We start from the raw sequence: 26,285 nt of genomic DNA on the forward strand, positions 1-26,285 counted from the left end.
ATAGCATTTATGATTACAATCACTTTGGAAAATGAGGTGGGTAGAATGGGAACTGCCATGTTGTATGAAATAAAAAAGGCTTCCCGATCCATCGGGAAGCCTTTCCTTAGTGCATGGAAGTTTTAAGAACTTAACTTATAAACATATTCTTCTATTTCTGTTGCACGCGCACTGGCAAAGCCGTGGTCGGTAGCTATTTTTACAAAGCCACATTTTTCCAGCACACGTTGTGATCCTATATTGTCGAAAGCCACACGGCCAAAAATGGGCCGGGTGTTTTCAATAGTAAGGAATTGCTTTAGCGCCGTAGCCGCAACACCCTTTCCCCAGTATGGTTTATCTATCCAATAGGTTATCTCTGCATCCCCAAACATTATAAATTTAGATACACTGCCTGCGATGACGTCATCAACCAGGATGGTGCGGATGCTGATGTTTTCATCGTTTAGGATGCGATCATATTTCTGCATAAAGACCTCTTTGTTGTCGTGGTCCTTTGGCATAAAGGCAGCGAGGTGACAGGCTTCTTCGTCGAGTTGAAATAAGAAGAAATGTTCAAGGTCGCTATGTGTAGTGGTGCGAAGTTGAATGTTTGGCATAACAGGAAGTTAGGAAGAAAAAGTTGAAATCACCGAGAAGCTGGGAGTTGGGCTCAATAAAAAAAGCCTCCCGATCTAATGGGAGGCTTTTTTATTTGTATGATGATTTTCTATTGATTAAATATTTCATTCATTTCCGTTAGTATTATAGGCTTCCCATCGGTTACAACGATCGTATGTTCATGTTGTGCCATGTATCCGCCTTTGTTGCCAACCATCGTCCATCCGTCTTTCGAGTCAACTGCCAGAGAGGATGATGTTGAAATAAACGTTTCTATTGCTACTACCGAATTTTTTCTGAATCTACGCTGGTCAGCAGGGTTCCTGTAGTTCACCAATTCACACGGTTCTTCGTGGAGACCGCGGCCGACGCCATGTCCACCGAGGTTCTTAATTACTTTGTAGCCGTGTTTCCTGGCTTCAGTTTCCATCTGGTGGCCAATGTCTGCTATTTTTACTCCGCCCTTTATGTTGTTGATTGCATTACGCAGGATCTCTTTTGAGGCGTTGACCAGATCCTGATGTTGATTGACATCATCTCCGAGCACAAAAGAGCCACCATTATCGGCCCAGAACCCGCCCAATTCGGCAGAAACGTCAATATTTATAAGATCACCTACTTTTAAAATGCGTCCTTTAGTGGGAACTCCGTGACAAAACTCATTACCGACGCTTATACATGTCCAGCCCGGGAATCCGTAGGTCAGATGCGGAGCTGATTTTGCCCCAAAACGAGCCAGGACGGTAGCTCCAAACTCATCCAATTCTTTGGTGCTCATACCGGGTTGTGCATAATTGATCATTTCCTTTAATGTGCATGCAACAGCTTCGCTTGCTTTTTGCATTCCCCATAACTCAGATTCATTTGATATTGACATATTTCCCCGTTTTTGAATATAACAAAGTTACCGGTTAAAGGTTGCTTTGACCAACAAAACAATAATTATAGCATTACAACTGCTTTAATGTATGTTCCAGATTAACACCCTCCATCTCGTAATTATACAATTGCCCGGTAGTATCTTTTAGTGTCAATAATAATTTGTAGGGTTTTCCTTCCGTATAATTGATAGCACTGAGTGTAAAGGCGGCACTAAACAACCCCAGCTTCCTTCCCGGCACTTCCTTGTTAATGTTGCTAGACCAGTCGCCATTGCCTGTCAGTTCTTTTATGTCACTAACTGTTGCGGGCCAGCCTTCGTTGTTCAACTCGATGAAAAGTTTCGGACCTCCATAACCACCGGTGCCGCGTTTCGAAATAATAGGCCCAAAATGGCGCACCACATCAGTTGCCACATAGTTCCGGCCATCGTTGAGCAGATTGACACCCTGCGTTTTTAATGCCTCCCGGTCTGAAGAGGTATATTCTTTCACGTAAGCGTTCTGCAGCTGTTTAAAGGATATTTTAACTGAAGGCGAGGTGGTAGCATACCGGTTGTATTCATCTTCCACTTCCCAGGCCCTGGCGTATGAACCTTGTATGGGTGTAGTCATTTCAACCGGGGTAACAGTTAATTGATCACCTTTAATATCCTCAATTTTTAAATAAATAGTAGTGTCATTCCAGCCGTCGCCCAATCGCTTTACGCTGATAAAATCTTTCGTTGTCAGGTGTTGCAATTTGGATTCCAGTTCTGCTTTTTCTGTGTTGAAAGACTGGATAGCATGCTGTTTGTCTTTATAATTGGAAAGGCTGTCATTTAATTGATAAAAGATCACTCCGGCAGCAATCAGTAACGGCCCGGCATAGGTGTAAAATGGCGTTTTAACAGCGGAAGTAGCGGATGATGTCTTTACCAGTGTTTCCAGACTTTGCGGTAATTCGTATAGTTGCCCGCCTTTACGAACTGCCCACTTTCTGCCCAGGCTAAAAAAGGGGATCCAGAAGAGATGAAAATACTTTTGACGGGCTTCGATGCTGATACCGGGTTCTTCTTTTATACCAAGATCATTTAAAGAAAAACTACGAATTTTAAAGGTGTTCCAACCAAAGACAATTCTCATAAGAATAGGGATAAACGTTGAAGTTATTTTTAATATGTTCGATGCGGGATAAATATATAGTGAAGAGTTGAGATTTGCAAACAGCCGGACAGCAGATATGAGGACAACGCCTGTTCCCATAAAAGAAGGGCCCCACTTTTGTGAGGCCCTTCACAGTTAAAACTGAGTTTCATCTACCTGTGGCCTTTAGGAAAGGGGAAGGTAAAGCAGATTCTCTAGCAATTAATTCAATAATCAGGCGCAAGCGGACGCTGGCGGCAGGTAGGGGTGCGTTTATCACTTTTTCATATGATAAGTCATTTTTTTAAAGTTGTCTAAAGGATACGAATTATTTCCATTGCATATCAAGCTTTATGGCTTCTTTTAGGAGACGAACTATTTTTCGTTGGTTGATCTCCTCTGGATTGCGATAAATTTTATAGAAGATCTGTTTATTAGTCCCGTGACTTAGATATTTGTCAACGTCATTAAGCTTGTTGCCATACCAAAATCCAAAGAGGACACCTTCGTGGATCCCTCCTCTTGGAATGGTAGAGGGCCAGATAATACAAATTCCCTTTTTGCCATAGAAGTAAGGGACATTGTAGGAAATCTTCTCCTTACAATATGCGGGCAGGGTGTCGATAACGATATGTCGCAATACATCGACAATAATTTTTTCCTGTTCAGGAAGCAACTCATAGAGTTGAACCAGAGATTTTATTTTTTCCGCGGGCATAATTTGTAAAAGAAGGTAATTTAGTACAAAACTACCTTTTTCGCAGGACGGGGGTGTTTATAGTTAGAAAATATTGTTCTCAGGAAAACAGTCACAATCTTTTGATACTTTAGCCCTTAATTAGTGGAACTAATGAGTATATTAAATAGACTTAGGCATATATATTATGACGCAAAAGGAAATAAATGGTTTTATTATTTTGCCATATTCTGTCGCGTTATGTTGGCTCTTGGATTCATTCCATCAGGGATTGTAAAAGTTATGGGAGAACGGTTCGCCAGTGGCTTATCGGTTAATCATCCACTGGGACATTATTTGGAAGCGCTACACAGTACTGGATACTATTACACATTTATCGGCATTACGCAGTTGATAATTGCGGTTTTGTTGCTCATACCAAGAACAGCGCTTCTTGGCGCACTGATGTATTTTCCCATTATTCTGAATATTTGTGTCCTGACTTATGCTGTACGGTTCGAAGGCACTCGTATAGTAACTCTTATGACGTTGGCCAATTTATATCTGTTATGTTGGGACTACGACCGGATTAAATATATTTTGCCATTTAAGCGGGATAGGCCAGCTGAACACTTCGCAGAGAAGAAAGCGTTGAGCAACAAATTTCCCTTGCTTTTTTTTGCGAGTGTTATTGCGATGGTAGCTTCGGTAATAGTAATAAACCACTTTATGTATAATATTCGACCTGGGAATTCTGCGATTGAATGCACGAATGGATGTGCTGGAAATAGTAATCCGAAAGCCTGCCTGGAATTTTGTGATTGCATTCATAGAAAAGGTAAAACGCTTAATGAATGCCTGGTTGAATATAACAACGCAAAGGAAACGAATAAATAGAACTGAATTGTGAGAAGATTATCGATTACGCCGATTTTCATTTTGTCACGTTTTATATTTCAAATTTTGAGTTCGACATAGGATGATTTAATCTGTACAACAGCCACCAATTTTATTGTAATTTTAAATCTTCATTATAATTCTTCAATCAGGCCAGAACCGTTATAAAATATGGATCCAAAACAATTACTTAAAGAACATGTAGCAAAAACCGTTAAACTATCGGATGATGAGTTTGACGGTTTTTTCGATTGCTTCACCACTAAGTCCTATAAAAAGGGAGCATACATTATTACTGAAGGCGACAGGATAGATTGTGAGTATTTTGTGGTTAGTGGCTGCATTAAGACCTTTTATATAAATGACAATCAAAAAATGTTTGTGCTGCAGTTTGCGATGCCAGGATGTTGGGCATCTGATTATAGCGCTTTGTATAATGGCACAAGAGCTACTATCAATATCGGTTGTATTACAGATACAGAATTGTTGTGCCTGTCGAACAAAGACAGGGAAAATGCCTGTAAAAAGTTTCACCAGATAGAACATTACTTTCGTGCCCGTATGACGAGTGAATATGTTGCTTCGCAGAAAAGATTACTGAGCACTATGAACAACGACGTGAAATACCGGTACGAAGAATTGATCACTTTATTCCCTGAACTGTTTAATATGGTGCCCAAAAGATTGATCGCTGCTTATTTGGGTGTTTCGAGGGAAACGCTTTACCGGCTGAATAACTCCTGAGAGGAGATACAGACTTACGCCATCCTGTAAAAAGTTGTGATTTGCATCACACAATTTCCGTACACACCCGTCCTACCTTCATGTCGCACTAAAACATATTATCGACATGACAACTCATCAAGCAGATGAAAGAGCCATTGCGCAGGCACTGGAAGAATTCTATTTTCAAGGCAGTTATGAAGGCGATTTGAATAAGCTGAAACAGATCTTTCATCCGGGTACCAGACTATTCGGCGATGTAAAAGGACAGCCATATAGTAGATCATTGGATGAATGGCTGGATGTAGTAGCAAACCGGCAAAGCCCGAAAAACTCAGGTAAGCCATTCAAAGGAGATATCCTGAATATTAAGGTGGTGAACTCTGTCGGTATTGCAGAACTGCATGTAAGGGCTTATGATATACTTTATCATGATTTCCTGTCATTGCACCGGATCGATGGCAGATGGCTTATTGTTAATAAGATCATGAGCGGCATCGAACAGTAAGAAGTTTACAGCTGGCGATTTGAATTCAACGCTAAATGCCAATAAAAACGGCCCTCCGATGTATCGGAGAGCCTTTTTTGGGTGTGGTGAAATCAAAGAGGAGTAATCAATACTTTATGGAATTAATTGTGTTTAATGTAGCGTAGACGCAATAGTTGATTGGTTTATATGTGAGTCTAAAATTTGTTACATTTGGCTAAACCTACAAATCATTTATCTATGGAAGGCTTAACTGTCAGATCTCAGAGTATTGGATCTTTATATGAACTTTCAAATAAATGCCCCATTTTCCTAGATGATGTACAAGGGGAATTCAGGAGCGACCTGCAAAATTTCATTGTAGGAAAAACGCTTACTATGCAGGATGGACGAATTGTTATAGGTAATAATTTATATAACAGGTGGCTGAAGAAAGTAAGTGCGAGGGGATTTCAGTAAGCCTTTGGTTCCTGGCTACGGAAGCCTATATTCAAGGTTACTATTAATTATAAGTTTTGGATGTATTTAATTAGTTCATCCAATCCACCATTGGTTTGTTAAATGTAAATTTTTTCGCGCCCTGGTAACAGCAGTATACCACCATCTAAATAATTCTGCATGATCCATTGCATACATACTCTTTTCTAGAAATAGAAACACTTCGTTCCATTCCCCACCTTGCGCTTTGTGACAAGTAACAGCATATCCAAATTTTGCCCGTAAACAATTAAGATAAGAATCTGTCATCATTTTATTCTTATATTCATCCGAATTTACCTTGATATTTTTTTGCTTCATCCTTTTACTGAAATCCAACATCAATGATTTTGATTGTTCTTTTGTATAATTTGTTTCACTCCCATATAAGATATCAAGTGATATAAGAATTTCATGTTCAGTTTCCGATAATAAAGCCTTAATGTAGATCTTTTGGAAATGTAGCCCTGCCTTTATTTCAATTTCACCAACTTTTGAAACAATTACAAAATCCCCATTAGTCAATGCAACAGCGTGGTTATTGTGAGTAACTAATAATACGTCGTCATTTCTAATAGGCAGGCCTAAAGCACCGAAAAGATCTCTGCGAACAGCTGCATTAATATCGTTTACCATTCGATTGCTTCTAGCAATGGCTATTGTTCCATTGGCCCCAAGTTCTTTAAATTTTATAAGATATTTTTTAAATAATTCTTCATCAAGATCATAAAGGCACACATTATTCAAGTTTGAAGCAGGCAATTTGGGGTAACGAGTTAAATGATTTTTCTCTACCATATTTCTAATAACGGAGGCTAATGCCAAAATACCATTACCCGCATCAGTTCTTTCTATCTTCTCAAGGGTTAAGGCAATAGCAGTTCTACCATGCGTTGCCAGCCATTCTAATTCAAGAGCAGGACTAAAAGTTTGTTTAACCGGAGGTAATTGCCCCGGGTCTCCAACACTTAATGCCAATAAAAAAGGCTCCACTTTCGTGAAGCCTTTTCTTGTAGCGGGATCGGGAGTTGAACCGCCGGTAGGCGGTCGCAGCCCTGTCCGTCCGCCTACCGGCGGATATGAATCCAACGCTAAATGCCAATAAAAAAGGCTCCACTTTCGTGAAACCTTTTCTTGTAGCGGGATGGGGAGTTGAAACCGAGTCCGCCAGCTGGCGGATATGAATCCAACGCTAAATGCCAATAAAAAAGGCTCCACTTTCGTGAAACCTTTTCTTGTAGCGGGATCGGGAGTTGAAACCGCGGTAGGCGGTCGCAGCCCTGTCCGTCGGCCTACCGGCGGATATGAATCCAACGCTAAATGTCAATAAAAAAGGCTCCACTTTCGTGAAACCTTTTCTTGTAGCGGGATCGGGAGTTGAACCCGAGACCTTTGGGTTATGAATCCAACGCTCTAACCACCTGAGCTATCCCGCCAAATGGGGTGCAAAAATAGAAAAAAATCGTTTCCTGGAAAATTTTATTAAGCAATTCTGGGACAATTATTTAAGAAAATCCCGATTTCTTGCTCATGCCCTAAAAAACGCCCATCTTCGCACCCTGGAAAAGGCTCGGCAAGGAGCCTTTTTTATTTTCTTAAGACTGTGTGGCTATGAGTAAACAAAAATTGACTGAGCAACAAACCGCTGTCATCAAATCTGGCGGTAATCTCCGTATCAATGCTGTGGCTGGTTCTGGTAAAACCACCACCATTATTGAATATGCCGCTTCCCGGCCCAAACAGGCTCGCATCCTGTACCTGGCGTTTAACAAATCCGTGAAATTGGAAGCTACCCGGAAATTCGCGGAGTATGGCCTTGACAATACAAAGGTTGAAACTGCGCATTCACTGGCCTACAAGCATATTGTATTCAAGTATAATTATAAAGTAAAATCTCAGGGATATAAGAACAGCGAGATCTGTAAACTCCTTGATATTCGCGGTAATGAAGAAAAGCATGCTGAGTTTGTGGTCGCTAATCACATCAGCAAGTTTGCTGCTTACTTCTGCAATAGCGATAAGGCCAAAGTGCAGGACCTCAATTACCTCGATACTATCGTGGATGAAAATGCCAAAACATTCGTTCGCTCCTATTATAAATTCATTGAAGACGGCACCCGGCTGTTGCTGGCGAAAATGGACCGGGGGGAAATTGAGATCACACACGATTTCTATCTGAAGAAATTTCAATTGTCGAACCCTGACCTGCCTTACGACTACATTCTTTTTGACGAGGCGCAAGATGCTTCTGGCGCTATGCTCGATGTTTTCATGAAGCAAAAAGCGATTAAAGTAATTGTAGGCGACACGCATCAACAGATCTACGGCTGGCGGCATGCGGTTAACTCGCTGGACAAAGCCAATTTCAATACCTTACAATTGTCGACCAGCTTCCGCTTCACTCAGGAAATTGCGAACCTGGCTACTGACGTACTTTCCTGGAAAAATCATTTGTTCGAAAGCAAACCAGTTGCTATTGCTGGAAAGGGGGAAGGCAAAAAGGACGTGGTAAAAGCCACTATCGCCCGCACCAATTTAGGTCTGTTGCTAAATGCCATCGATTATATTACCGATAACAAGGTTAAAAACATCTATTTTGAAGGGAACATCAACTCATATACCTATGGCGATGATGGTACTTCTTTATACGATGTGCTGAATTTATACAACGGGAACCATGATCGCATCCGCGATCAATTGGTGGGTTCTATGAAAGATATTGACGACCTGGAAGAATATGTTGAAAAAACGGAAGATCACCAGCTGTCTACCATGATTGAAATTGTTCGCGAATATGGCAATGAAGTGCATAGCATTATTAAATCATTGAAAGAATTACACGCGGGTGATGAGAACAGAAGTAAAGCTGAAATGATCTTCTCCACGGTTCATCGGGCAAAGGGAATGGAATATGATGTAGTGCACCTGGTAAACGATTTCCTGTCTGAAAGTAAACTGAAGGACCTGAAAGAGAAACATAAAAGCGACAAGACCGCCGCTTTCGATGCTGCCCGGCTTAGCGAGGAGATCAACCTATTGTATGTAGCTATCACCCGCACAAGGAATAAATTGTTTATTCCGGAGACTTTATTACCAAAAGATTTTCCTGCTTCTGCCCGCATTATTAAAGTGAAGCCCAAGGAGAAAGAGCTTGCCTATACCAGCTATACTTCTGGGAAAACAACTTCGAAACCTGCGACTATTAAAAAGAAATCTGTCGCTATTCCACCCAAAGAAAGAGCATACAATGTTTTGCGGCGCGAGACCAATAAAGATGCTTATAAGCCCTGGACTACTGAACAAGATGAAGAATTAAAAGACCATTACGATAATGGCACAGCCCTTGGTAAAATAGCCGCACACTTCGGCAGAACAAAGGGCGCCATCATTTCCCGCCTCAGAAAATTAAATCACTACTTTGATGAGGAGTAATAATCAATTGGTTACAACCTGGCTTTAAGAAAGAAAGGAAAATATTTGGTTAATTATACCAATCGGTATATTTTTGTGGTGTTATGACAAAAGCAGAACGTACAAGACATTTTATAGTGGAAAAAGCGGCGCCCATCATAAATAAGAAGGGAATGGCTGGTACCTCTATTAATGATATTGTAGAGGCTACAAGTCTAACCAAGGGTAGTGTGTATGGCAATTTCGAAAGTAAGGATGAGATCTGTCTGGAAGCTTTTGATTACCTGGTAAAAAGGGTAGGTGCCGATATGAGCCATGCTATGTCACGCGCAAACACCAGCCGCGAAAAACTGGATGCCCTCTTTAACTATTACATTAATAATGTAACGGTGGAAACTAATTATGGCTGTCCTATCATGAACTTTGGGACCGAAGCCGATGATACCAACCCCATTGTGAAACTAAAGGTAAATAAGGCCATTCTTGCTACACAAGCCATTTTTGCCAAGATAATCCGTGCCGGAATAGAAACCGGTGAGTTTAAAAAAACAGTAGACGCAGATGCATTTGCCATTAAAGCCTTCGCCATGATTGAAGGCGGGATGTGGATTGCCCGGTTACAGGGAAATCCCAAGCAAATGCAGTTGATCGTCGACTCATTAAAACAGGAAATTAATGACTATTGCCAGTAGTCCTTTTTTTTGGACAATAAATATACCGATCGGTATAATTAAAGAGAGATAATCATTTAAAACATACAATTATGAACATCGAAAACAAAACCATCCTTATTACAGGAGGCGGTACAGGCATTGGCTTTGCTATAGCCAGCAAATTATCAGGAAAAGGCAACAATATTATTCTGGCCGGCAGAAGGGAAGATGTATTAAAGGAAGCTGTAGCCAAATTACCCAATACAACCTACGTTGTTACTGATGTTACTAATGAGGCGGATGTAAACAACCTGGTACAACAGGTGAAAAACAAATTCGGGGGCCTGGACATTCTGGTGAACAATGCGGGTACCGGCATCTTTAATCCGCTGGATAGCGACTCTGGTAAAGTGTATGAAAATGCCAAATTTGAAATGGAGTTGAACTATCTGTCTGTAGTAAGGCTCACGGAACGTTTTCTGCCTTTCCTGAAAGCCAGTAAAGAAGCGGCGATCATCAATATTGAATCTATCGTTTCTTATCTGCCCTCTATTGCCATCCCTACTTATAGTGCCACAAAGGCGGCGTTGCATTCCTATGCGCTGGCATTGCGGTTGACATTGGAAGCCTCAAATCCGCATATCAAAGTATTTGAAGTGTTTCCGCCGTTTGTGGACACTGACCTTGCAAAAGCTTTTGATACAGATAAATTATCTCCAGATGAAGTGGCCCTTGACCTGTATAATGCCCTGTTAAAAAATGAGTATGCTGTAAGAAATGGAAGAACAAAAGAAGTGTATGCCGCTTATCAGCAGGCGCCTGAAGTTGTTTTGAAGCAATTCAATGGGATAGAAGCTTAAAAAGAGTGAGCTTTTTAACAAACCACCTTTGAGCTCTTAAACAAAGCTGAGAAGTCCTGTAAGTACCAACTTTGTGGTAATAAAATTAATCACCATGACAAAAGTTTGGTTTATTACAGGCAGCTCCCGCGGATTGGGAAGAGCACTTACAGAAGCAGTATTGGCAAAAGGCGATAAAGTAGCAGCTACCGCCCGTCAACCGAAACAGTTAGATGACCTGGTTATTAAATATCCGCAGCAGATCCTTCCGATCAGGTTAGATGTAACAAATAAGAAAGAGATCTCCTCCGCTGTTGAACAGGCCGTTAAACATTTTGACCGTATCGATGTGTTAGTGAATAATGCCGGTTTTGGCGTTGTTGGCGCAGCTGAAGCGTTTACCGATGAACAGGTACGCAGTCAGCTCGAAACAAATCTCTATGCCCCTATTGAAGTTACCCGCGTGGTATTGCCCTATATGCGTAAACAAAGAAGTGGCCGCATTTTACAGATTAGTTCTGTAGGTGGCCGTTCAGGTAATCCGGGTGTGTCTATTTATCAGGCGGCCAAGTTTGGTTTGAGTGGATTTTCTGAAGCCTTATCAAAAGAGGTGGCACCGTTGGGTATTAAGGTCACTTCGGTTGAACCGGGTGGTTTCCGCACAGACTGGGCCGGTGACTCCATGTCATACGCACCTGCAATTGAGGGCTATGAAACAACTGTTAATGCACGGGCTGAATATTTTCAAAGCGGTAAATTTGTGCCCGTAGGCGATCCGGTAAAAGCAGCGCAGGTAATGGTTAACCTGGTTGAACATCCCGAGCCACCCATGCACCTGATATTGGGTAGTGAAGCAGCTGGTATGTTAAAGCAGGCTGATGAGAACAGAAAAGCCGAGTTTGAAAAATGGCTGTCGGTTTCAGTGTCTACAGATCATGATGAATCCATCAATTTCCTGGAAACAGAATACGGAAAGGAATTGCTTGGTAAAAAAAATTGATCTTTGTATAGCATAAAAAAACAGCTCATATGGCGCAAAAGCCGTCAAAACCTGAAATTGTTTACTCCTGCTACCACCAGGTGAGTCGCGGGGGTGAACAATTTGTTCAGGACCATGTGTTAAGTTACCATGTGGCGGGCACGTTGATCGTGAATGATGGTAACCAGGAACACCGGTTTGAAGAAGGTGATATTCGCTTCGTAAAAAGAAATCAGCTGGGCAAGTTTGTGAAACATCCGCCTGAAGGTGGGGTATTCAAATCTGTTTCCATCATCATCGATCAGGAAACACTGCGTAATTTGAGTATCGAGCATGGATATACAGCATCCAAACATCATACAGCTGATGCTATTTTCAAAATTGCTCCGCATCCCTTGGTAAAGCCTTTTATGGATTCATTACTCCCATACGAGAACCTGCCATCGGAAGAAACCAGTTCCCTGTTGGCATTGAAAGTAAAAGAAGCCGTATTGTTATTACTGCGTAGCGAACCCCCATTAAAAGACATTCTGTTTGATTTTACGGAACCTGGTAAAATAGACCTGGAAGCATATATGTTACAACATTACCAGTTCAATGTAGGGCTGCCCCGCTTTGCCTATCTTACAGGCCGCAGCCTGGCTACCTTTAAACGCGATTTTGAAAAAGTATTTCATACAAGTCCGGGCAACTGGTTATTGCAAAAAAGATTGCAGGAGGCCCACTACCTCATCAAGGAAAAGGGGAATAAACCCTCCGATGTTTATTTGGAAGTTGGCTTTGAAGACCTGTCGCATTTTTCTTATGCCTTTAAAAATGCCTATGGCGTAGCCCCCTCAAAGATCTGATTTTAACCATACATTATGTTTTAAGTGTTGGCGGCCGTTAGTATATTCATACCTGAATAAATGGCCACCAACACTTTATTATATCGGATAATATTACGCTAATATTTCTTGTATGGTAATATCCCGCACAAAATTCTTTGTGGCAATTATTCTGTTATTGGTAACTCCGTTAGTAGTGTCTAAAATCATTTGGTTGTTGCAAGCAAAAAAAACTACAGGCATTTTTGCCTTTGAAAGTTATGGCCCTGCACTTGACCAGATACGTTTTCCCTACTCCATGATCTATTTTATGGTTGGAAAAGATACCTTCTGGTTTAAAGGACCTGGCAAATTAGAATTGCCTGAAAACACCCTTGTCCCTATTCGATATTTACCCCGCAACCCCAGTAATGCAAAACTGGATTCATTCCGGTCTATTTGGATCGGCACTATTATTTATGGCGGCATTCCATTATTGATCCTACTTGTAATATTCCTGCATCCTGCAATTGTTCCCTATCGGTCAAAAGTGCACCTGACGCTGGATAAGCCTTTTTTGAGGGTGGTATAAATTTCTGATTATCTTTATGCGATTTCGACCCTTAAAAAATGGTTATACCGCATGATGAGATCCCTTGCACTGGTTTGTATAGCAATACTTGTTGAAAATTTAGCTACCGCCCAGGACTCTATACCAGCAGTTCATACTTTACAGGAAGTAGTTGTTCCTTATCAGGCTGATAAGTTAACACCTGTTACCTTTCAGAATCTCAGTTCAAAAGAATTGGAAATAAGATCCGTTGGTCAGGAACCTTCTTTTATTCTGAACCAATTACCGTCCATTACCAATTATTCTGATGCGGGGCACTCGCAGGGATATTCCTATTTCAGGATGCGGGGCATTGATCAAACCCGTATCAATATTTCGTTAGATGGCGTTCCGCTGAATGATCCTGAAGACCAGGGTGCCTATTTCTCCAATTACCCGGATCTATTGAACTCCACCAGCAAAATGCAGATCCAACGAGGTGCAGGCACCAGTAAGAATGGTGTGGCCAGTTATGGGGGCAGCCTGCAATTGTTCTCACCCAACTTGTATGATTCTGCTAAAACAACACTAGGGGTTGGATATGGTTCCTTCAATAGCGTACGGGCTTTTGGTGAATATAACAGTGGGGTAAAAAACGGGAAAGCGTTGTATGCGCGGGTGTCTGAGGTGTATTCCGATGGCTATAAGTACAATTCGGCCAACAACTCTCAGTCTGCTTTTGTGAGTGGTGGTTGGTTTGGTAATAATACAACCTGGAAGTTGAATATCCTGGCCGGGCATCAACAAAATGAACTGGCCTGGATAGGCGTTTCCGATTCGTTGATCGCGCTTGACAGAAAAACAAACGCCAATAAAAACGAGAAGGATAAATTCACCCAATGGATGACGCAATTGCTAAACACGTGGAGGTTGAGCCCTTCTTCTTCATTGCAGTCAGGATTGTATTATTCAACCCTGAGGGGCGGGTACGATTATGACAATAACAACTTTTTAGGGTTGCCTGCAACAGCTGAAATGTATCATTACGCTTTTCAATCGCAATTGGTGGGTTTTTATAGTAATTACAATCTTGCGGTTAACGGTTTAAATGTTACAACGGGTGTTCATGGAAATTTATACAACCGCCAACATACTTTTACCGAGAGATCATTGGGACAACTGTATACAAATACCGGCTATAAGAATGAAGCCAGTGCTTTTGCAAAGGCGACGTATCATCTTGGCGTACTTTCTTTATTTACCGACATTCAATATCGTTATACCGAATTTGATTATAAAGGAACCGTTCACCTGGATAAACTGAACTGGAATTTCCTGAATCCCAAAGTGGGTGCAAGTATGCAATTGACGCCTGATCTTGTTGCCTATTATAGTATTGCCCGTACGGGCCGGGAACCTACAAGAAATGACCTCTTTCTTGGCAATGATGACCTGCTTTCAGATAGTACAGGTAATCCATTGATTTCCTCCACGGCACCTGAATATGTGGTAGACCATGAGGCGGGTTTCCGGTTCCAGTCAAAGAAATGGAATGTGAACCTGAACTGGTATTACATGAATTTTGAAAATGAGATTGTGCTGAATGGAAAGTTTGGCCCCAACGGATTAGCACTTACCAATAATGTGGAGAAAAGTTTCAGAACAGGTGTTGAATTAAGCGCTGTCTTTCGTTTGAACCAGCATTTTATGTTCATCAACAATTCTTCCTACAATCATAGCCGTATAAAAGAACAAAAAGTAACCTTTAGTCCTGTACTTACTCCGGCCCTGATCATCAACCAGGAAGCGGTGTACGGGTATAAAAATTTTTCCATTGCAATGGCGGTACGATATCAGGGTAGATCGTTTATCGATTTCGCCAATTCTTCGGCTATAAAAGGGTATACCTTGTTAAATACCCGTATTGGCTATAGCTTCCGGAGGTTTGAGGTGGCTGTTTTTGCCGACAATATCACCAACGTCAAATACTTTAACAACGGCTATGTTGATTATGATGGAAGCAAAAAATATTTTGTACAGGCGCCAACGACCATGTATGCTTCCATAAAATATACCTTATGATGCATTTTTTCGATATCGGGAATGTGGCTGTTTCTATAAAGGATTATCCTATCAGCTATGTAGAACTTTTAGGCACCCTGTTTGGGTTGGTCTCCGTGTTCTACGCTTCCCGGGCAAACATCCTTACCTGGCCAACAGGGATCATCAACGAGGTGTTTCTTTTTATCCTTTTTTTTCAGGTACAACTGTATGCCGATATGTTTTTACAGGTGTACTTTTTTATTGTTACCATCTATGGCTGGTATAATTGGAAGACAAATAAGGTAGAAAAGAAAATAACTGCCACTACCTATAAAGGCAGGTTGTTATTAGCAATAGCTGCCGTGTTGGGCACCCTTGCATTTGGTTACCTGTTCCGGCACATTCATCTCTTATTGCCGGCCTATTTTAAAACACCGGCAGCTTACCCATTCGCAGATTCTTTTGTGATGGTATTGAGTATTCTGGCTACGGTATTATTGGCCAGGAAAAAGATCGAGAACTGGTTTTTATGGATAACCGGCGATGTTGTTTGTGTGATATTGTATTATAAAAAGCAGATCTATTTTCTTTCGCTGGAGTACCTCATATTTTTGGGACTTGCCTCGTATGGTATGTACCATTGGAATAAAACATTGAAAAATGGTTAAAGGGTTTGTGTTTGGCAAGTTTTTACCTTTTCATAAAGGGCATGAGGCCATGATCAGTTTTGCTTTGAGCAAATGTGATTTCCTTAGTGTGTTGGTATGTGCCAGTGATAAAGAAACAGTGTCGGGCGAGTTAAGAAAAGGGTGGATTGAAAAAACATTTCCGGCACAACGAAATATGGATGTCAGGGTGCTGGATTATAAAGAGTCTGAATTACCTAATTCCTCGGTTTCTTCTACAGACGTTTCCCGCATCTGGGCTTCCCTTTTTAAAAAGCTATTTCCAGATTATTCATTGGTGGTTACATCCGAACAATACGGTTATTATCTGGCGGAGTTTATGGAGATCCAACACCTGCCATTCGATATTCCTAAAAAGCTGGTCCCTGTTTCGGCCACGCACATTCGTAATGATCTGTTGAACAACTGGCAATTTGTGCCCGACGCCGTAAGGCGCCACCTGGTGTTAAAGGTCGTAGTCCTGGGAACTGAATCAACTGGTAAAACAACCCTCACAGAGAAGCTGGCCGATTATTTTAAGTGTAATAAGGTAATGGAAGCAGGGCGGGACCTTATTCCCGATTCAAATGAATTTAGTATAAATGATCTTCATCTGGTGGCAGAAGAACATGCAAAACGGATTGATGAAGCCGCCGATGGCAGCAGCCCATTGATCATTATCGATACCGATATTCATATCACAAGATCTTACTGCCATTTCAGTTTTGAAAAAGAGCTTGATGTACCCGCAGCTATTTATCATTCCAATAAAGCGCAGCTTTATCTGTATTTGAATAATGATGTTGATTATTTTCAGGATGGGACCAGGTTAAGCAAGGAAGACCGTGACCGGCTCGATGGATTTCACCGGCAGGAATTACAGAGAGCCAATATAGACCTGGTAGAAATAAAAGGGAACTGGGAAGAACGGTTTCAGCTAGCGATAGCACATATAAAGAAATTAATTACATTACAGTATATCCATGCATAATATACAATATGGTATTGATATACTCCTGGCCCTGCAGCCACACTGGAAAAGCAGCCGCATTGCCCTGGTGACCAATCATGCAGCTACCACCAGCCTGTTTGTTCCCTCGCGGGTAGCTTTATTGCAACAGGGTTTTAATATCGTGAAATTATTCTCACCCGAACATGGCCTCGATACTACCGGTGCCGATGGGCATGCCATAGGGAATTCAATTGATACATTGACCAGACTCCCCGTTATAAGCTTGTATGGCGATAAACTGGCACCTTCCCGGGAAGATCTTGCTGATATCGACCTGGTATTGTTTGATATTCCAGATGTAGGCAGCCGGTTTTATACTTACTTATGGACGATGTCGCATGTCCTGGAAGCCTGCGCTGCCTCTACTATTCCATTTATTATTGCTGACAGACCCAATCCTTTGTCCGGGGATTTTTTGTTGGCGGAAGGTCCGTTTCTTGATGAAAAACATTGCAGCAGTTTTATTGGCCGTTGGTCAGTACCGGTACGACATAGCTGTACCATAGGGGAGTTGGCTCGGTACTTCAATAGCTCGCGAAGCATTAACTGCAAACTGGAAGTTATTCCCTGCGGCAATTGGAACAGGAAGCTGTTTTATGCTGACTATAGCCAATCGTTTATTCCGTTATCACCTGCAATTCCGGGTTTTGAATCGGCATTGTTGTATCCAGGCTTATGCTTCCTGGAAGCCACCAATTGTAGCGAGGGTAGGGGCACGGCCACTCCTTTTCGCATAGCCGGTGCGCCCAGGTTGCTGGCCGAGGAAACTGCGAGGTTGCTGAATACGCTATTACCCGCAATTTCAGCCAATGTATATGCACGACCTATTGTATTTACGCCTGCGGAAGGTAAATATGCCACACAGCCTTGTAATGGCGTTATGCTGCATGTTGCAGACCCCTCTTCTTTCTTCCCTGTTAGCACAGGCTGGTTGCTTATCAGGACCATAAAAGAATTGCATCCGAATGATTTTAAATGGGCTGTCTATCCTACCAATGTAAATCCAACAGGAAAAAAGCATCTTGATCTTTTGTCGGGCATATCGAATGCTGACACTCTTTTTGATATCCCATTGGCTGACTTTGTTCATGTTGTAAAGAATTATACTGCTGTCAATGATTGGATGTTACGCATGCAACCTTATTTGATATACGCTTAAAGATTTGAAATACTGCGCTCTGTAAATGGGACCGACTTTGCTTCAATTGGTTTTATGCCCGTAGCTGGTGATCAAACTATTTATTCTTAAACAGATAATACAATTGCCTCTGGGCTTATTATTATATACATTGGTTCGTAATTATACGATAGTAATAACGTTTAGGATAGCCGAAACAGGTATTTACAAGAATTACTTAAAGAAAGAGTAGAAATGCATTATAGTTGGAATGTAATTTGTAATAACAGGAACAGGATATTCAAAGGATATTGGATTTAAAACGGGGGCGTTATTTTTATCGGCCCCCTCTTTTCAAAACTGATATCCTTTCAAAATATATAAGCTTACTTCCTGAATCTGTACCCGCATCATACCGATGCCTTGGTTATGTTTATGGTATGATGACAGAACCGTTTAGATAACGCTGAGTTATAAACGTATACTGCCGGTGCAACCAGCGTAGTGGACATTGTATTGTAATCTTTCGTTTCTAATACCCGTATAATGAGCATCCCGTTCGGTTTTATCTGAACGGGATTTTTTGTAATTATACGACAGAGCTTTATTGCTAGGAATATTATAAAATGGGGTTACTTCATCTCTCCTTTTTATAACCTTCCACCTTCTTGATCTTCGACAACAAATTAGCCACAAAAAAAGAGGCTGCCCTATAAAAGAACAGCCTCAGGTGGTATACGTAATAGTTAGATAATTTACTTTTTGCCAGGATACTCCTTCAATGCCTGCTGTAAACAGTCCATAGCTTTATTGAGGTCGTCTACATTCAATACATAAGCCAGTCGCACTTCATTCTTGCCAAGGCCTGGTGTACCATAAAACCCACTGGCAGGGGCCAGCATTATGGTTTGCCCGTTATAGGAGAATGATTCCAGCAGCCATTGACAAAATGTATCGGCATTGTCAATAGGTAAACGCGCCATGGCATAAAATGCGCCAAGCGGGTTAGGACAGGTAACGCCTGGCATGTCGTTTAACCGTTTTACCAGTACATCGCGGCGTTTCATGTATTCGGCCTTGGTCGCATCAAAATAATTGTCGGGCAGGTCAATGGCTGCTTCTCCCAGTATCTGGGCAAAAGAAGGCGGGCTTAACCTGGCCTGGGCAAATTTGAGTACTGACTCCAGTACCTGTTTATTTTTAGTTACCAGGGCGCCAATACGGCCGCCACACGCACTGTACCGTTTGGAGATAGTATCCATCAGGATAACGTTTTCTTCAATACCGGGTAAATGCATGGCGCTGATATTTTCGCCACCATAGCAAAATTCGCGGTAAGCCTCATCAGAGAACAGATACAGGTTGTGTTTCTGAACGATCTGTTTCAGCGTTTCCATTTCTTCCCGGCTATATAAATAACCTGTGGGATTATTTGGATTGCAAATAAGAATGGCTTTGGTTTTTGGGGTAACCAGCTTTTCGAATGCAGAAATAGGAGGTAAAGCAAAACCAGTATCAATTGATGAGGTCACGGGCACTACTTTAACGCCTGCAGCCACCGCAAATCCATTATAATTGGCGTAAAAGGGTTCTGGGATAATTACTTCATCACCTGCATCTAAACAAGCCATAAAGCCAAATAAAATGGCTTCAGACCCACCTGTTGTTACGATGATCTGGGTATGATCTACTTCAATTCCGTTCTTTTTATAATACTGTACCAGTTTGCGGCGGTAGCTTTCGTTACCGGCACTGTGGCTGTATTCAAGTACTTTAAAATCGGCATGACGAACGGCGTCAAGGATTTGCTCCGGCGTCTCAATATCGGGCTGGCCGATATTCAGGTGATATACTTTGGTGCCCCGCTTTTTAGCAGCTTCAGCATATGGCACCAGTTTGCGTATAGGTGATGGCGGCATCAGCTGGCCGCGACTACTAAGTGTTAGCATTTCGCAAATATAGGGTACAGGTTTTAAGTTCAAAATGCTTTGTTTCTGGTTGAGAATGTGGTATTTACAAAAAATACTATTCTGGTAGACTGGTTCATTTAAGGTGTCATGAAAGTCAATGGATTATATCCAGCACAAACAAGCATGGGGAACTACAGGTTTAAAAAAAAAATCCTCACAGCGTTTGCCGTGAGGACCAGTTATTTTATCGATTATTACTTTTCTACTTCAGAAAGATTATCCCTTTTTGGTTCCTTTTTCTTTTTCGAATTTAGCGTAGTCATCTGCAGACAGTACTTCGCCAGTAATTTTCAATTCCAAAGGCTGATCTACCCCGGCAACTTTTACATAAATGGTTTTATTAAAGGGGCCGGCGGCCGCCGCATTGAAACCTGCAGTGATCTTGTCATCTTTACCTTTTGCAATAGGAGCATCTGGTTTTACGGGTGTTGTGCAACCGCAAGACGCATTGGCTGATTCAATAACTACGGGTTTATCTGTAATGTTAGAAAATGCGAAAGCATAAGTTACGGGTACACCTTGCTTGATTTTTCCAAAATCGTGCGTTACATCCTTGAATTTAACAAAGTTATCCGCCTTTTTAACAGTTGCAGGCGCAGTCTGGGCAAATACTCCAATAGTTAAGATCAATGCTGCAAATGCTAATACGAAACGTTTCATGTGCTTATGTTTTTTAATTGTTTTTCAATAATGATAAAGACGCATTTACTGGTGCTGAGGTTGCTGGGCCTTTATAAACTGTACCAGTAATGGTCAATGTCTTGTATTGGTGATTATTGTAAGTTATTGTAATTGTTTTAGTGAACATGCCTTCAGCAGCAGCATTGTAACCTATTTTAATGGTGGTTGTAGCGCCGGCCTGAATGGCATCTTTACTCCATTCTGGAGTGGTACAACCACAGGACGCCTGTACATTTTCAAGCATCAGTGGTTCTTTACCAATGTTTACCAGCTCAAAGTTATGGGTAACAGGACGACCTTGCTGGATTTTTCCAAAGTCATAAGATGTTTCCTTTAACTGAACTACTTCTGCTGGTTTTGTTTCAACCGGCTTTGTATTGGTAGTGGTAGTGCTTTGGGCTTTGGCCATTAAAGTAGCCGCTGCAAAACAAACCATTAAAAACGTCTTCTTCATACGTACAAATTTTAAGGTTTTTGGTTGGTATTGGCTAATCTACACAATATCCGGTTATTTCCAGGATAAAATTGATTCCATTTTCTATCAATGGGAATAACGTTTGTAACCATAACGTGCTCAAAATTACATTTTTAACGAGCTATTGGCCAATTAATTTTCTTGCTAATGACATTTTTTTAACAACCCTGCAAAATGGCATTAATATTAATACTTTTGTCGCATGGAAAATAGCACTCACAATCAATCGCTTGCCGGCGAGAAGCTGTCTTTCGATAAATTTCGCGAAGAAGTATTAAAAGATTACCGCCTGGTTTGCGAAAGCCGGGAGGCCAGTTTACTGGGTCGTAAAGAGGTTCTTACTGGTAAAGCCAAGTTTGGCATTTTTGGTGATGGCAAAGAGGTAGCGCAAATTGCGGCTTCCAAATTTTTCCAGCCCGGCGATTTCCTGTCGGGTTATTATCGCGATCAAACAATTGCTTTTGCCACCGGCCAGGCCACCATTGAACAATTTTTTTCACAACTGTATGCCGATCCTGATTCGGCAAATGACCCCAATAGTAGTGGCAGACAAATGAATTCTCATTTCGCCACTGCCATTGTTGATAAACAGGGGGAATGGCTGGATCTGGTTAACCGGAAAAACATTGCCGCCGGTTTGGCGCCTACTGCCGGACAAATGCCACGCGCATTAGGTATGGCCCTGGCTTCCAAACTATTCCGAAATTCTGATGTACTCAAAGACCTGAATCATTTGAGTAATAATGGTAATGAAATATGTTTCTGTACTATCGGCGATGCCTCTACGTCTGAAGGACACTTCTGGGAAGCGCTGAATGCTGCCGGTGTTTTGCAAATACCCTTAGCGGTTTTTGTATGGGACGACGGATACGGCATTTCTGTTCCCCGCCGGATGCAAACCATAAAAGGATCAATTTCTGAGGCCATGCGTGGTATGCAACGTAAAGAAAATACCAATGGTTTCGATATATATAAAGTAAAAGCATGGGACTATGCTGGTATGTGTGAGGTGTTTGAATCGGCCATCCGACGCATGCGCGAAACACATATTCCCGCCCTGTTCCATGTAGAGGAAGTAACACAACCGCAGGGACATTCCACTTCGGGCAGTCACGAACGGTACAAAACGCCCGACCGTCTTGCCTGGGAGCGGGAATGGGATGGCAATAAAAAAATGCGGGAATGGATCCTCGAGAATACCCTGGCCAGTGAAGATGAGCTGGAAGAAATTGAGAGCCATGCCAAGGAACTGGTGCGTGAAAGCAAAGTGCGCGCCTGGGAAAAGTATATTTCACCTATAAAACAGTTGGTATCAAAATGCCTGGAAACACTCGATACATTGATAGGGCATGGTGCTGATACCACGGGGGAAATATCTGCTGCTAAAAATTTGCTGGCCACTAACCGCGAACCATTGCGTAAAGATGTTATGGAGGCCTTGCATAAAGCCATCCAGGCAGCCGGCCACTCGCACCTGATCTCAGAAGCGAAGGAATTTTACCAGGAACTGCGCAAAGAGGGCTATATCAATTACGGTAGTTATTTATATGATGAAAGCCCCAAGAGCCCAATGAAGGTAACTACCACCCCATTGGAATTTGCCAGTGACGCGCCCATGATGAACGGGTATGAGATCCTGAACCATTACTTCGATGAACTATTTACCAGAAACCCCAAGGTGCTTGCCTTCGGTGAAGATGTTGGTAAAATCGGAGATGTGAACCAGGGTTTTTCCGGTTTACAGAATAAATATGGTGAGAACCGAATCTTCGATACTTCTATCCGTGAGTTAACGATCATGGGACAGGGGATAGGATTGGCTTTTCGCGGTCTGCGTCCCATAGCCGAAATTCAATACATCGATTACATGTTATACGGGCTGCAACAGTTGAGCGATGATGCCTCCACGTTGTACTGGCGAACCAAGGGACGTCAGGCTTGTCCGCTCATTGTGCGTACACGTGGTCACCGCCTCGAAGGCATCTGGCACAGCGGTTCGCCAATGGGTATGATGTTGCATTCATTGCGCGGTATGCACATTTGCGTTCCACGCAATATGGTACAGGCTGCCGGTATGTACAATACCTTATTATCTGGTAACGATCCCGGGGTTATAGTAGAATGTCTGAATGGCTACCGCCTCAAGGAAAAATTACCTTCCAATATTGTTGATTATAAAGTGGCATTGGGTGTACCCGAGGTTATACACGAGGGTACTGATATCACTATTGTTTCTTATGGCAGTGTGTTGCGCGTCATCAGTGAAGCGGCTGCTATTCTGGCCAAAGCCGATATCAGTTGTGAGATCATCGACGTACAAACCCTGTTGCCTTTCGATGTGAACCACCTCATTCTCGATTCATTAAAAAAGACCAATCGCATTGTGTTTGTTGATGAAGATGTGCCTGGTGGTGCAGCTGGCTATATGTACAATAAAGTACTGGAAGAGCAAGGCGGTTATCGCTGGCTCGATGTGTCGCCCCGCACCATTACGAGTCAGGCGCACAGACCCAGCTATGGCAGTGATGGCGATTATTTCAGCAAGCCAAATGTGGAGCAGATTGTTGATGTGATCCAGGAAATGATGTCGGAGTAGGTCCTCCTAAGGTCGGTGGGCGAAGGAGTGGACTAAGGTGTAGTCGAAAACAAATTCTTAACAATCGAACTAAAAACTTAATTAGATAGAACTTTTAACTTAGGGCCCAGAATTGGAACTGAGCTCTAAGCGCCCTGTACTAGAACTTATATAACCCCAAAACAATACCTGTGAAGCTACATTTGTATCAGATTGATGCATTTACCAACCATTTGTTCGGAGGTAACCCGGCTGCTGTAATTCCACTTGAAGAATGGATCAGTGATAGCCTGATGCAACGGCTGGCTATGGAGAATAATCTCAGCGAAACTGTTTTCTTTGTGCCTTCAAAGAAACCGGATGCTGATTTTGAGATCCGTTGGTTTACACCAGTATCAGAGATCAATCTGTGCGGACATGCCACACTGGCTTCAGCCTTTGTTTTATACCATGTAATGGGCTATGGTTACCCGGCTATTCGTTTTCAGTCAAAAAGCGGCATACTGGTGATAACCAAAAATTTTGATAAGATCAGTATGGATTTCCCTGCCTGGAAACCAGAGCCACTTGCCAATGTGCCGGCCGAACTGGCCACTGCCCTGGGAAATATTTCCATTAATAGTGTACATAAGTACCGCGATTACCTGGTGGAAGTGGCTGATGAAAGCCTGGTACAACTTTGCCAGCCCGATTTTACCTTATTGAAAGCGCTGGGTCACAAAGTGATCCTCACTGCCAAAGGAAGCAAGGCTGATTTTGTATCAAGGTTTTTTGCACCAACTGTAGGGGTTGACGAAGACCCGGTAACCGGATCGGCCCATTCCCAATTGATCCCCTACTGGGCAGAAAAACTGGGAAAGAAAACCTTATATGCCCGGCAACTATCGAAACGTGGCGGTGAGTTATGGTGCGAATACCTGGGCGAAAGGGTAGCCATGGCGGGCCAGTGCGTATTCTTTATGAAAGGGGAGATTGATCTATAAACATTAATATTTGTGCTAACAGCTACCGAAAAACGATTTATAAAATATTGGGAAGATCAACGACAGGGAGGCAAAATAAAATATTATCTGTTGTATATAATAACAGGTTCGTTTGTTGCCACCCTGGTACTTTCCTTTTTAACGCTGATGGTGGGAATCGATCTGCCTGATAATCTTGTGCTGATCGCTATTGGAAGTTTCAGTATAGTTACTATTTCCACTGTACTCAGCTGGTGGTATAATGAGAAGCGGTTTAAGAAGATAATTCAAAGAGAGATCAAAGAAGGAATGTCGCGGGATGAGTTGGAGAACTAGAGCTATTCTAAAAAGCGTTCCCGTTCATCGGGTGTAGGCAGGCGGCAGGAGTCTTTTTTACCAAACAATTTATAGCGGTTGGTTGCAATTAATTTATATACACCATCGCGAATGGGCTGGGGAACGTAAATAAACACATACAACAATTGCCAACCCCGGCCCAGGTACTTCAGTGTACGCAATACAGCGGTAGAACGGGTATATAATACATTGCCTTCAATAAGCATAAAGGAGTGGAACTGATCAGTGGGCAAGTGGTATTTACGCAGGTATTCCTGGCCGGTTTTTCCCTGTAGAGACCCAAAAATTAACCTCTTTTTCTTATCTCTTTTTAAAAGGAACTGTACGGTTCCGCTGCACAAATTACATACCCCATCAAAGAGAACAATGTATTTAGATTTGATGCCGGACATGGGAAACAATGTTTAAGCCATTCTGTAAATTATTTTCACTCCTGGCTGAATTAATGATCACATCACGTTTCAACTGATAAAACAAAACCCGTTCCGGTTTAACCGGTACGGGTTTTAATATGTTATTGTACTTCCTGAATTACTGCAGATTATGGAACACCTTCTGCACGTCGTCGTCCTGCTCCAGTTTATCAACCAGTTTCAGTACTTCCTGTGCCTGCTCTTCGCCCAGTTGTACGGTGGTGCCGGGGATCCATTCTACTTCAGCACTGATGGGAGTAATATTCCTTTCTTCCAGCGCCTTTTGCATATTGCCAAAATCGTTGAAGGCTACGCGGATCACCAATACGCTTTCACCGTTTTCGCCAGTTCCTTCACCCATTTCTTCCAAACCGGCATCTATTAATTCCAGCTCCAGGTCGTCCTGGCTAAGGCCTTCTGGTTTCAGTTTGAACACACCCATTTTTTTGAACTGAAAGCTTACGCTGCCGCTGTTACCCAGGGTACCATTGCCTTTATTGAAAATGGCCTTTATGTTGGCTACGGTACGTACGTGGTTATCGGTAGCAGTCTCTACCAGAATGGCTACGCCGTTGGGTCCGTATCCTTCGTACAGGATCTCGTCATAGTTTTCCATTTCCTTACCCGAGGCCCGTTTAATAGCTGCTTCCACGCGGTCTTTAGGCATGTTCACGCTCTTGGCGTTCTGAAAACAACGTCTAAGGGCCGGGTTGGTATTAGGGTCGGGGCCACCAGCTTTTACAGCTATGGCAATTTCCTTTCCAATACGGGTAAATTGTTTGGCCATCCGGTCCCACCGGGCAAACATCGTGTGTTTACGTACTTCAAATATGCGACCCATATATTCTTTATGGTTTATTTATTATCTATATCAATGTTGTTTCCGGTTACCAGTTTCCGATTGCAGGTTACAG

Annotated in this window: 26 protein-coding genes and 1 tRNA gene; 16 read left to right on the top strand and 11 right to left on the bottom strand. The window is 42.2% G+C overall.

What is annotated here, in order from left to right; translation table 11 throughout:
- Window positions 1-122: 122 nt before the first annotated feature.
- From J7I42_RS12220 to J7I42_RS12235, 4 genes are all read right to left on the bottom strand, one after another.
- Window positions 123-599 carry a GNAT family N-acetyltransferase gene (locus J7I42_RS12220; protein WP_209139066.1) on the bottom strand — a complete coding sequence of 159 codons (477 nt, stop codon included), beginning with the start codon at window positions 597-599 and terminating at the stop codon, window positions 123-125.
- Between the two features lie 110 nt (window positions 600-709).
- Window positions 710-1,477: a type I methionyl aminopeptidase gene (gene map / locus J7I42_RS12225; protein WP_209139067.1), complete on the bottom strand. Its 768-nt coding sequence runs from the start codon at window positions 1,475-1,477 to the stop codon at window positions 710-712.
- A 73-nt stretch (window positions 1,478-1,550) separates the two neighbouring features.
- Entirely contained in the window at window positions 1,551-2,603 is a 1,053-nt protein-coding gene (locus J7I42_RS12230) for a hypothetical protein (protein ID WP_209139068.1), read from the bottom strand.
- A gap of 328 nt (window positions 2,604-2,931) precedes the next feature.
- Window positions 2,932-3,321 (bottom strand): DUF1801 domain-containing protein, encoded by a 390-nt coding sequence (locus tag J7I42_RS12235; RefSeq protein ID WP_209139069.1) that lies wholly within the window; start codon window positions 3,319-3,321, stop codon window positions 2,932-2,934.
- Window positions 3,322-3,453: 132 nt separating this feature from the next.
- Between J7I42_RS12235 and J7I42_RS12240 the strand changes: the two genes are divergently transcribed.
- The 3 genes from J7I42_RS12240 (at window position 3,454) to J7I42_RS12250 (ending at window position 5,407) form a co-directional block, all read left to right on the top strand.
- Complete coding sequence (locus tag J7I42_RS12240) at window positions 3,454-4,176, top strand: hypothetical protein (protein WP_209139070.1); 723 nt, start codon at window positions 3,454-3,456, stop codon at window positions 4,174-4,176.
- 171 nt (window positions 4,177-4,347) lie between these two features.
- Entirely contained in the window at window positions 4,348-4,920 is a 573-nt protein-coding gene (locus J7I42_RS12245) for a Crp/Fnr family transcriptional regulator (RefSeq protein ID WP_209139071.1), read from the top strand.
- 106 nt (window positions 4,921-5,026) lie between these two features.
- Complete coding sequence (locus tag J7I42_RS12250) at window positions 5,027-5,407, top strand: nuclear transport factor 2 family protein (RefSeq protein WP_209139072.1); 381 nt, start codon at window positions 5,027-5,029, stop codon at window positions 5,405-5,407.
- A 513-nt stretch (window positions 5,408-5,920) separates the two neighbouring features.
- Here the strand turns inward: J7I42_RS12250 and J7I42_RS35565 are convergent.
- Together J7I42_RS35565 and J7I42_RS12260 are read right to left on the bottom strand one after the other, a co-directional pair.
- The gene (locus tag J7I42_RS35565; protein ID WP_209139073.1) at window positions 5,921-7,081 is read right to left on the bottom strand and encodes an ATP-binding domain-containing protein; all 1,161 of its coding nucleotides are present in this window, start codon (window positions 7,079-7,081) and stop codon (window positions 5,921-5,923) included.
- Window positions 7,082-7,225: 144 nt separating this feature from the next.
- Window positions 7,226-7,299, bottom strand: a tRNA-Met gene (locus tag J7I42_RS12260).
- 175 nt (window positions 7,300-7,474) lie between these two features.
- On the opposite strand from J7I42_RS12260, the gene J7I42_RS12265 reads away from it, so the two are divergent.
- From J7I42_RS12265 to J7I42_RS12310, 10 genes are all read left to right on the top strand, one after another.
- On the top strand, window positions 7,475-9,295 hold the full coding sequence (locus tag J7I42_RS12265; protein WP_209139074.1) for a UvrD-helicase domain-containing protein: 1,821 nt from the start codon (window positions 7,475-7,477) through the stop codon (window positions 9,293-9,295).
- A gap of 83 nt (window positions 9,296-9,378) precedes the next feature.
- Window positions 9,379-9,966, top strand: a complete 588-nt coding sequence (locus J7I42_RS12270; RefSeq protein WP_209139075.1) for a TetR/AcrR family transcriptional regulator — start codon at window positions 9,379-9,381, stop codon at window positions 9,964-9,966.
- 71 nt (window positions 9,967-10,037) lie between these two features.
- The gene (locus tag J7I42_RS12275; protein ID WP_209139076.1) at window positions 10,038-10,787 is read left to right on the top strand and encodes an SDR family oxidoreductase; all 750 of its coding nucleotides are present in this window, start codon (window positions 10,038-10,040) and stop codon (window positions 10,785-10,787) included.
- A 94-nt stretch (window positions 10,788-10,881) separates the two neighbouring features.
- Window positions 10,882-11,766, top strand: a complete 885-nt coding sequence (locus J7I42_RS12280; RefSeq protein WP_209139077.1) for an oxidoreductase — start codon at window positions 10,882-10,884, stop codon at window positions 11,764-11,766.
- 29 nt (window positions 11,767-11,795) lie between these two features.
- Window positions 11,796-12,593: a helix-turn-helix domain-containing protein gene (locus J7I42_RS12285; protein WP_209139078.1), complete on the top strand. Its 798-nt coding sequence runs from the start codon at window positions 11,796-11,798 to the stop codon at window positions 12,591-12,593.
- 112 nt (window positions 12,594-12,705) lie between these two features.
- Window positions 12,706-13,143: a DUF3592 domain-containing protein gene (locus J7I42_RS12290; protein WP_209139079.1), complete on the top strand. Its 438-nt coding sequence runs from the start codon at window positions 12,706-12,708 to the stop codon at window positions 13,141-13,143.
- A 51-nt stretch (window positions 13,144-13,194) separates the two neighbouring features.
- Window positions 13,195-15,183, top strand: a complete 1,989-nt coding sequence (locus J7I42_RS12295) for a TonB-dependent receptor (RefSeq protein WP_209139080.1) — start codon at window positions 13,195-13,197, stop codon at window positions 15,181-15,183.
- Complete coding sequence (gene pnuC / locus J7I42_RS12300) at window positions 15,180-15,812, top strand: nicotinamide riboside transporter PnuC (RefSeq protein WP_209139081.1); 633 nt, start codon at window positions 15,180-15,182, stop codon at window positions 15,810-15,812. Before J7I42_RS12295 ends, pnuC begins: the two co-directional genes overlap by 4 nt.
- Window positions 15,805-16,800, top strand: a complete 996-nt coding sequence (locus J7I42_RS12305; RefSeq protein WP_209139082.1) for an AAA family ATPase — start codon at window positions 15,805-15,807, stop codon at window positions 16,798-16,800. Before pnuC ends, J7I42_RS12305 begins: the two co-directional genes overlap by 8 nt.
- Window positions 16,793-17,980: an exo-beta-N-acetylmuramidase NamZ family protein gene (locus J7I42_RS12310; protein WP_209139083.1), complete on the top strand. Its 1,188-nt coding sequence runs from the start codon at window positions 16,793-16,795 to the stop codon at window positions 17,978-17,980. Before J7I42_RS12305 ends, J7I42_RS12310 begins: the two co-directional genes overlap by 8 nt.
- A 713-nt stretch (window positions 17,981-18,693) precedes the next feature.
- Here the strand turns inward: J7I42_RS12310 and J7I42_RS12315 are convergent.
- From J7I42_RS12315 to J7I42_RS12325, 3 genes are all read right to left on the bottom strand, one after another.
- A complete protein-coding gene (locus J7I42_RS12315; protein WP_209139084.1) occupies window positions 18,694-19,887 on the bottom strand; it encodes a pyridoxal phosphate-dependent aminotransferase in 1,194 nt (397 codons plus the stop codon).
- A 237-nt stretch (window positions 19,888-20,124) separates the two neighbouring features.
- Window positions 20,125-20,568: a DUF1573 domain-containing protein gene (locus tag J7I42_RS12320; RefSeq protein ID WP_209139085.1), complete on the bottom strand. Its 444-nt coding sequence runs from the start codon at window positions 20,566-20,568 to the stop codon at window positions 20,125-20,127.
- A gap of 13 nt (window positions 20,569-20,581) precedes the next feature.
- Window positions 20,582-21,043 (bottom strand): DUF1573 domain-containing protein, encoded by a 462-nt coding sequence (locus J7I42_RS12325; protein WP_209139086.1) that lies wholly within the window; start codon window positions 21,041-21,043, stop codon window positions 20,582-20,584.
- 223 nt (window positions 21,044-21,266) lie between these two features.
- Between J7I42_RS12325 and J7I42_RS12330 the strand changes: the two genes are divergently transcribed.
- The 3 genes from J7I42_RS12330 (at window position 21,267) to J7I42_RS12340 (ending at window position 24,937) form a co-directional block, all read left to right on the top strand.
- Window positions 21,267-23,660: an alpha-ketoacid dehydrogenase subunit alpha/beta gene (locus tag J7I42_RS12330; RefSeq protein ID WP_209139087.1), complete on the top strand. Its 2,394-nt coding sequence runs from the start codon at window positions 21,267-21,269 to the stop codon at window positions 23,658-23,660.
- A 170-nt stretch (window positions 23,661-23,830) separates the two neighbouring features.
- Entirely contained in the window at window positions 23,831-24,622 is a 792-nt protein-coding gene (locus tag J7I42_RS12335) for a PhzF family phenazine biosynthesis protein (RefSeq protein WP_209139088.1), read from the top strand.
- A gap of 12 nt (window positions 24,623-24,634) precedes the next feature.
- Window positions 24,635-24,937 (top strand): hypothetical protein, encoded by a 303-nt coding sequence (locus J7I42_RS12340; protein ID WP_209139089.1) that lies wholly within the window; start codon window positions 24,635-24,637, stop codon window positions 24,935-24,937.
- A gap of 2 nt (window positions 24,938-24,939) precedes the next feature.
- Here J7I42_RS12340 and J7I42_RS12345 read toward each other — a convergent pair whose 3' ends face one another.
- Window positions 24,940-25,350: a thiol-disulfide oxidoreductase DCC family protein gene (locus J7I42_RS12345; RefSeq protein ID WP_209139090.1), complete on the bottom strand. Its 411-nt coding sequence runs from the start codon at window positions 25,348-25,350 to the stop codon at window positions 24,940-24,942.
- 139 nt (window positions 25,351-25,489) lie between these two features.
- Window positions 25,490-26,212, bottom strand: a complete 723-nt coding sequence (locus J7I42_RS12350) for a YebC/PmpR family DNA-binding transcriptional regulator (RefSeq protein WP_209139091.1) — start codon at window positions 26,210-26,212, stop codon at window positions 25,490-25,492.
- Window positions 26,213-26,285 lie beyond the last annotated feature (73 nt).

It is taken from the genome of Niastella soli (assembly GCF_017742245.1).
Taxonomy (GTDB): Bacteria; Bacteroidota; Bacteroidia; order Chitinophagales; family Chitinophagaceae; genus Niastella; species Niastella soli.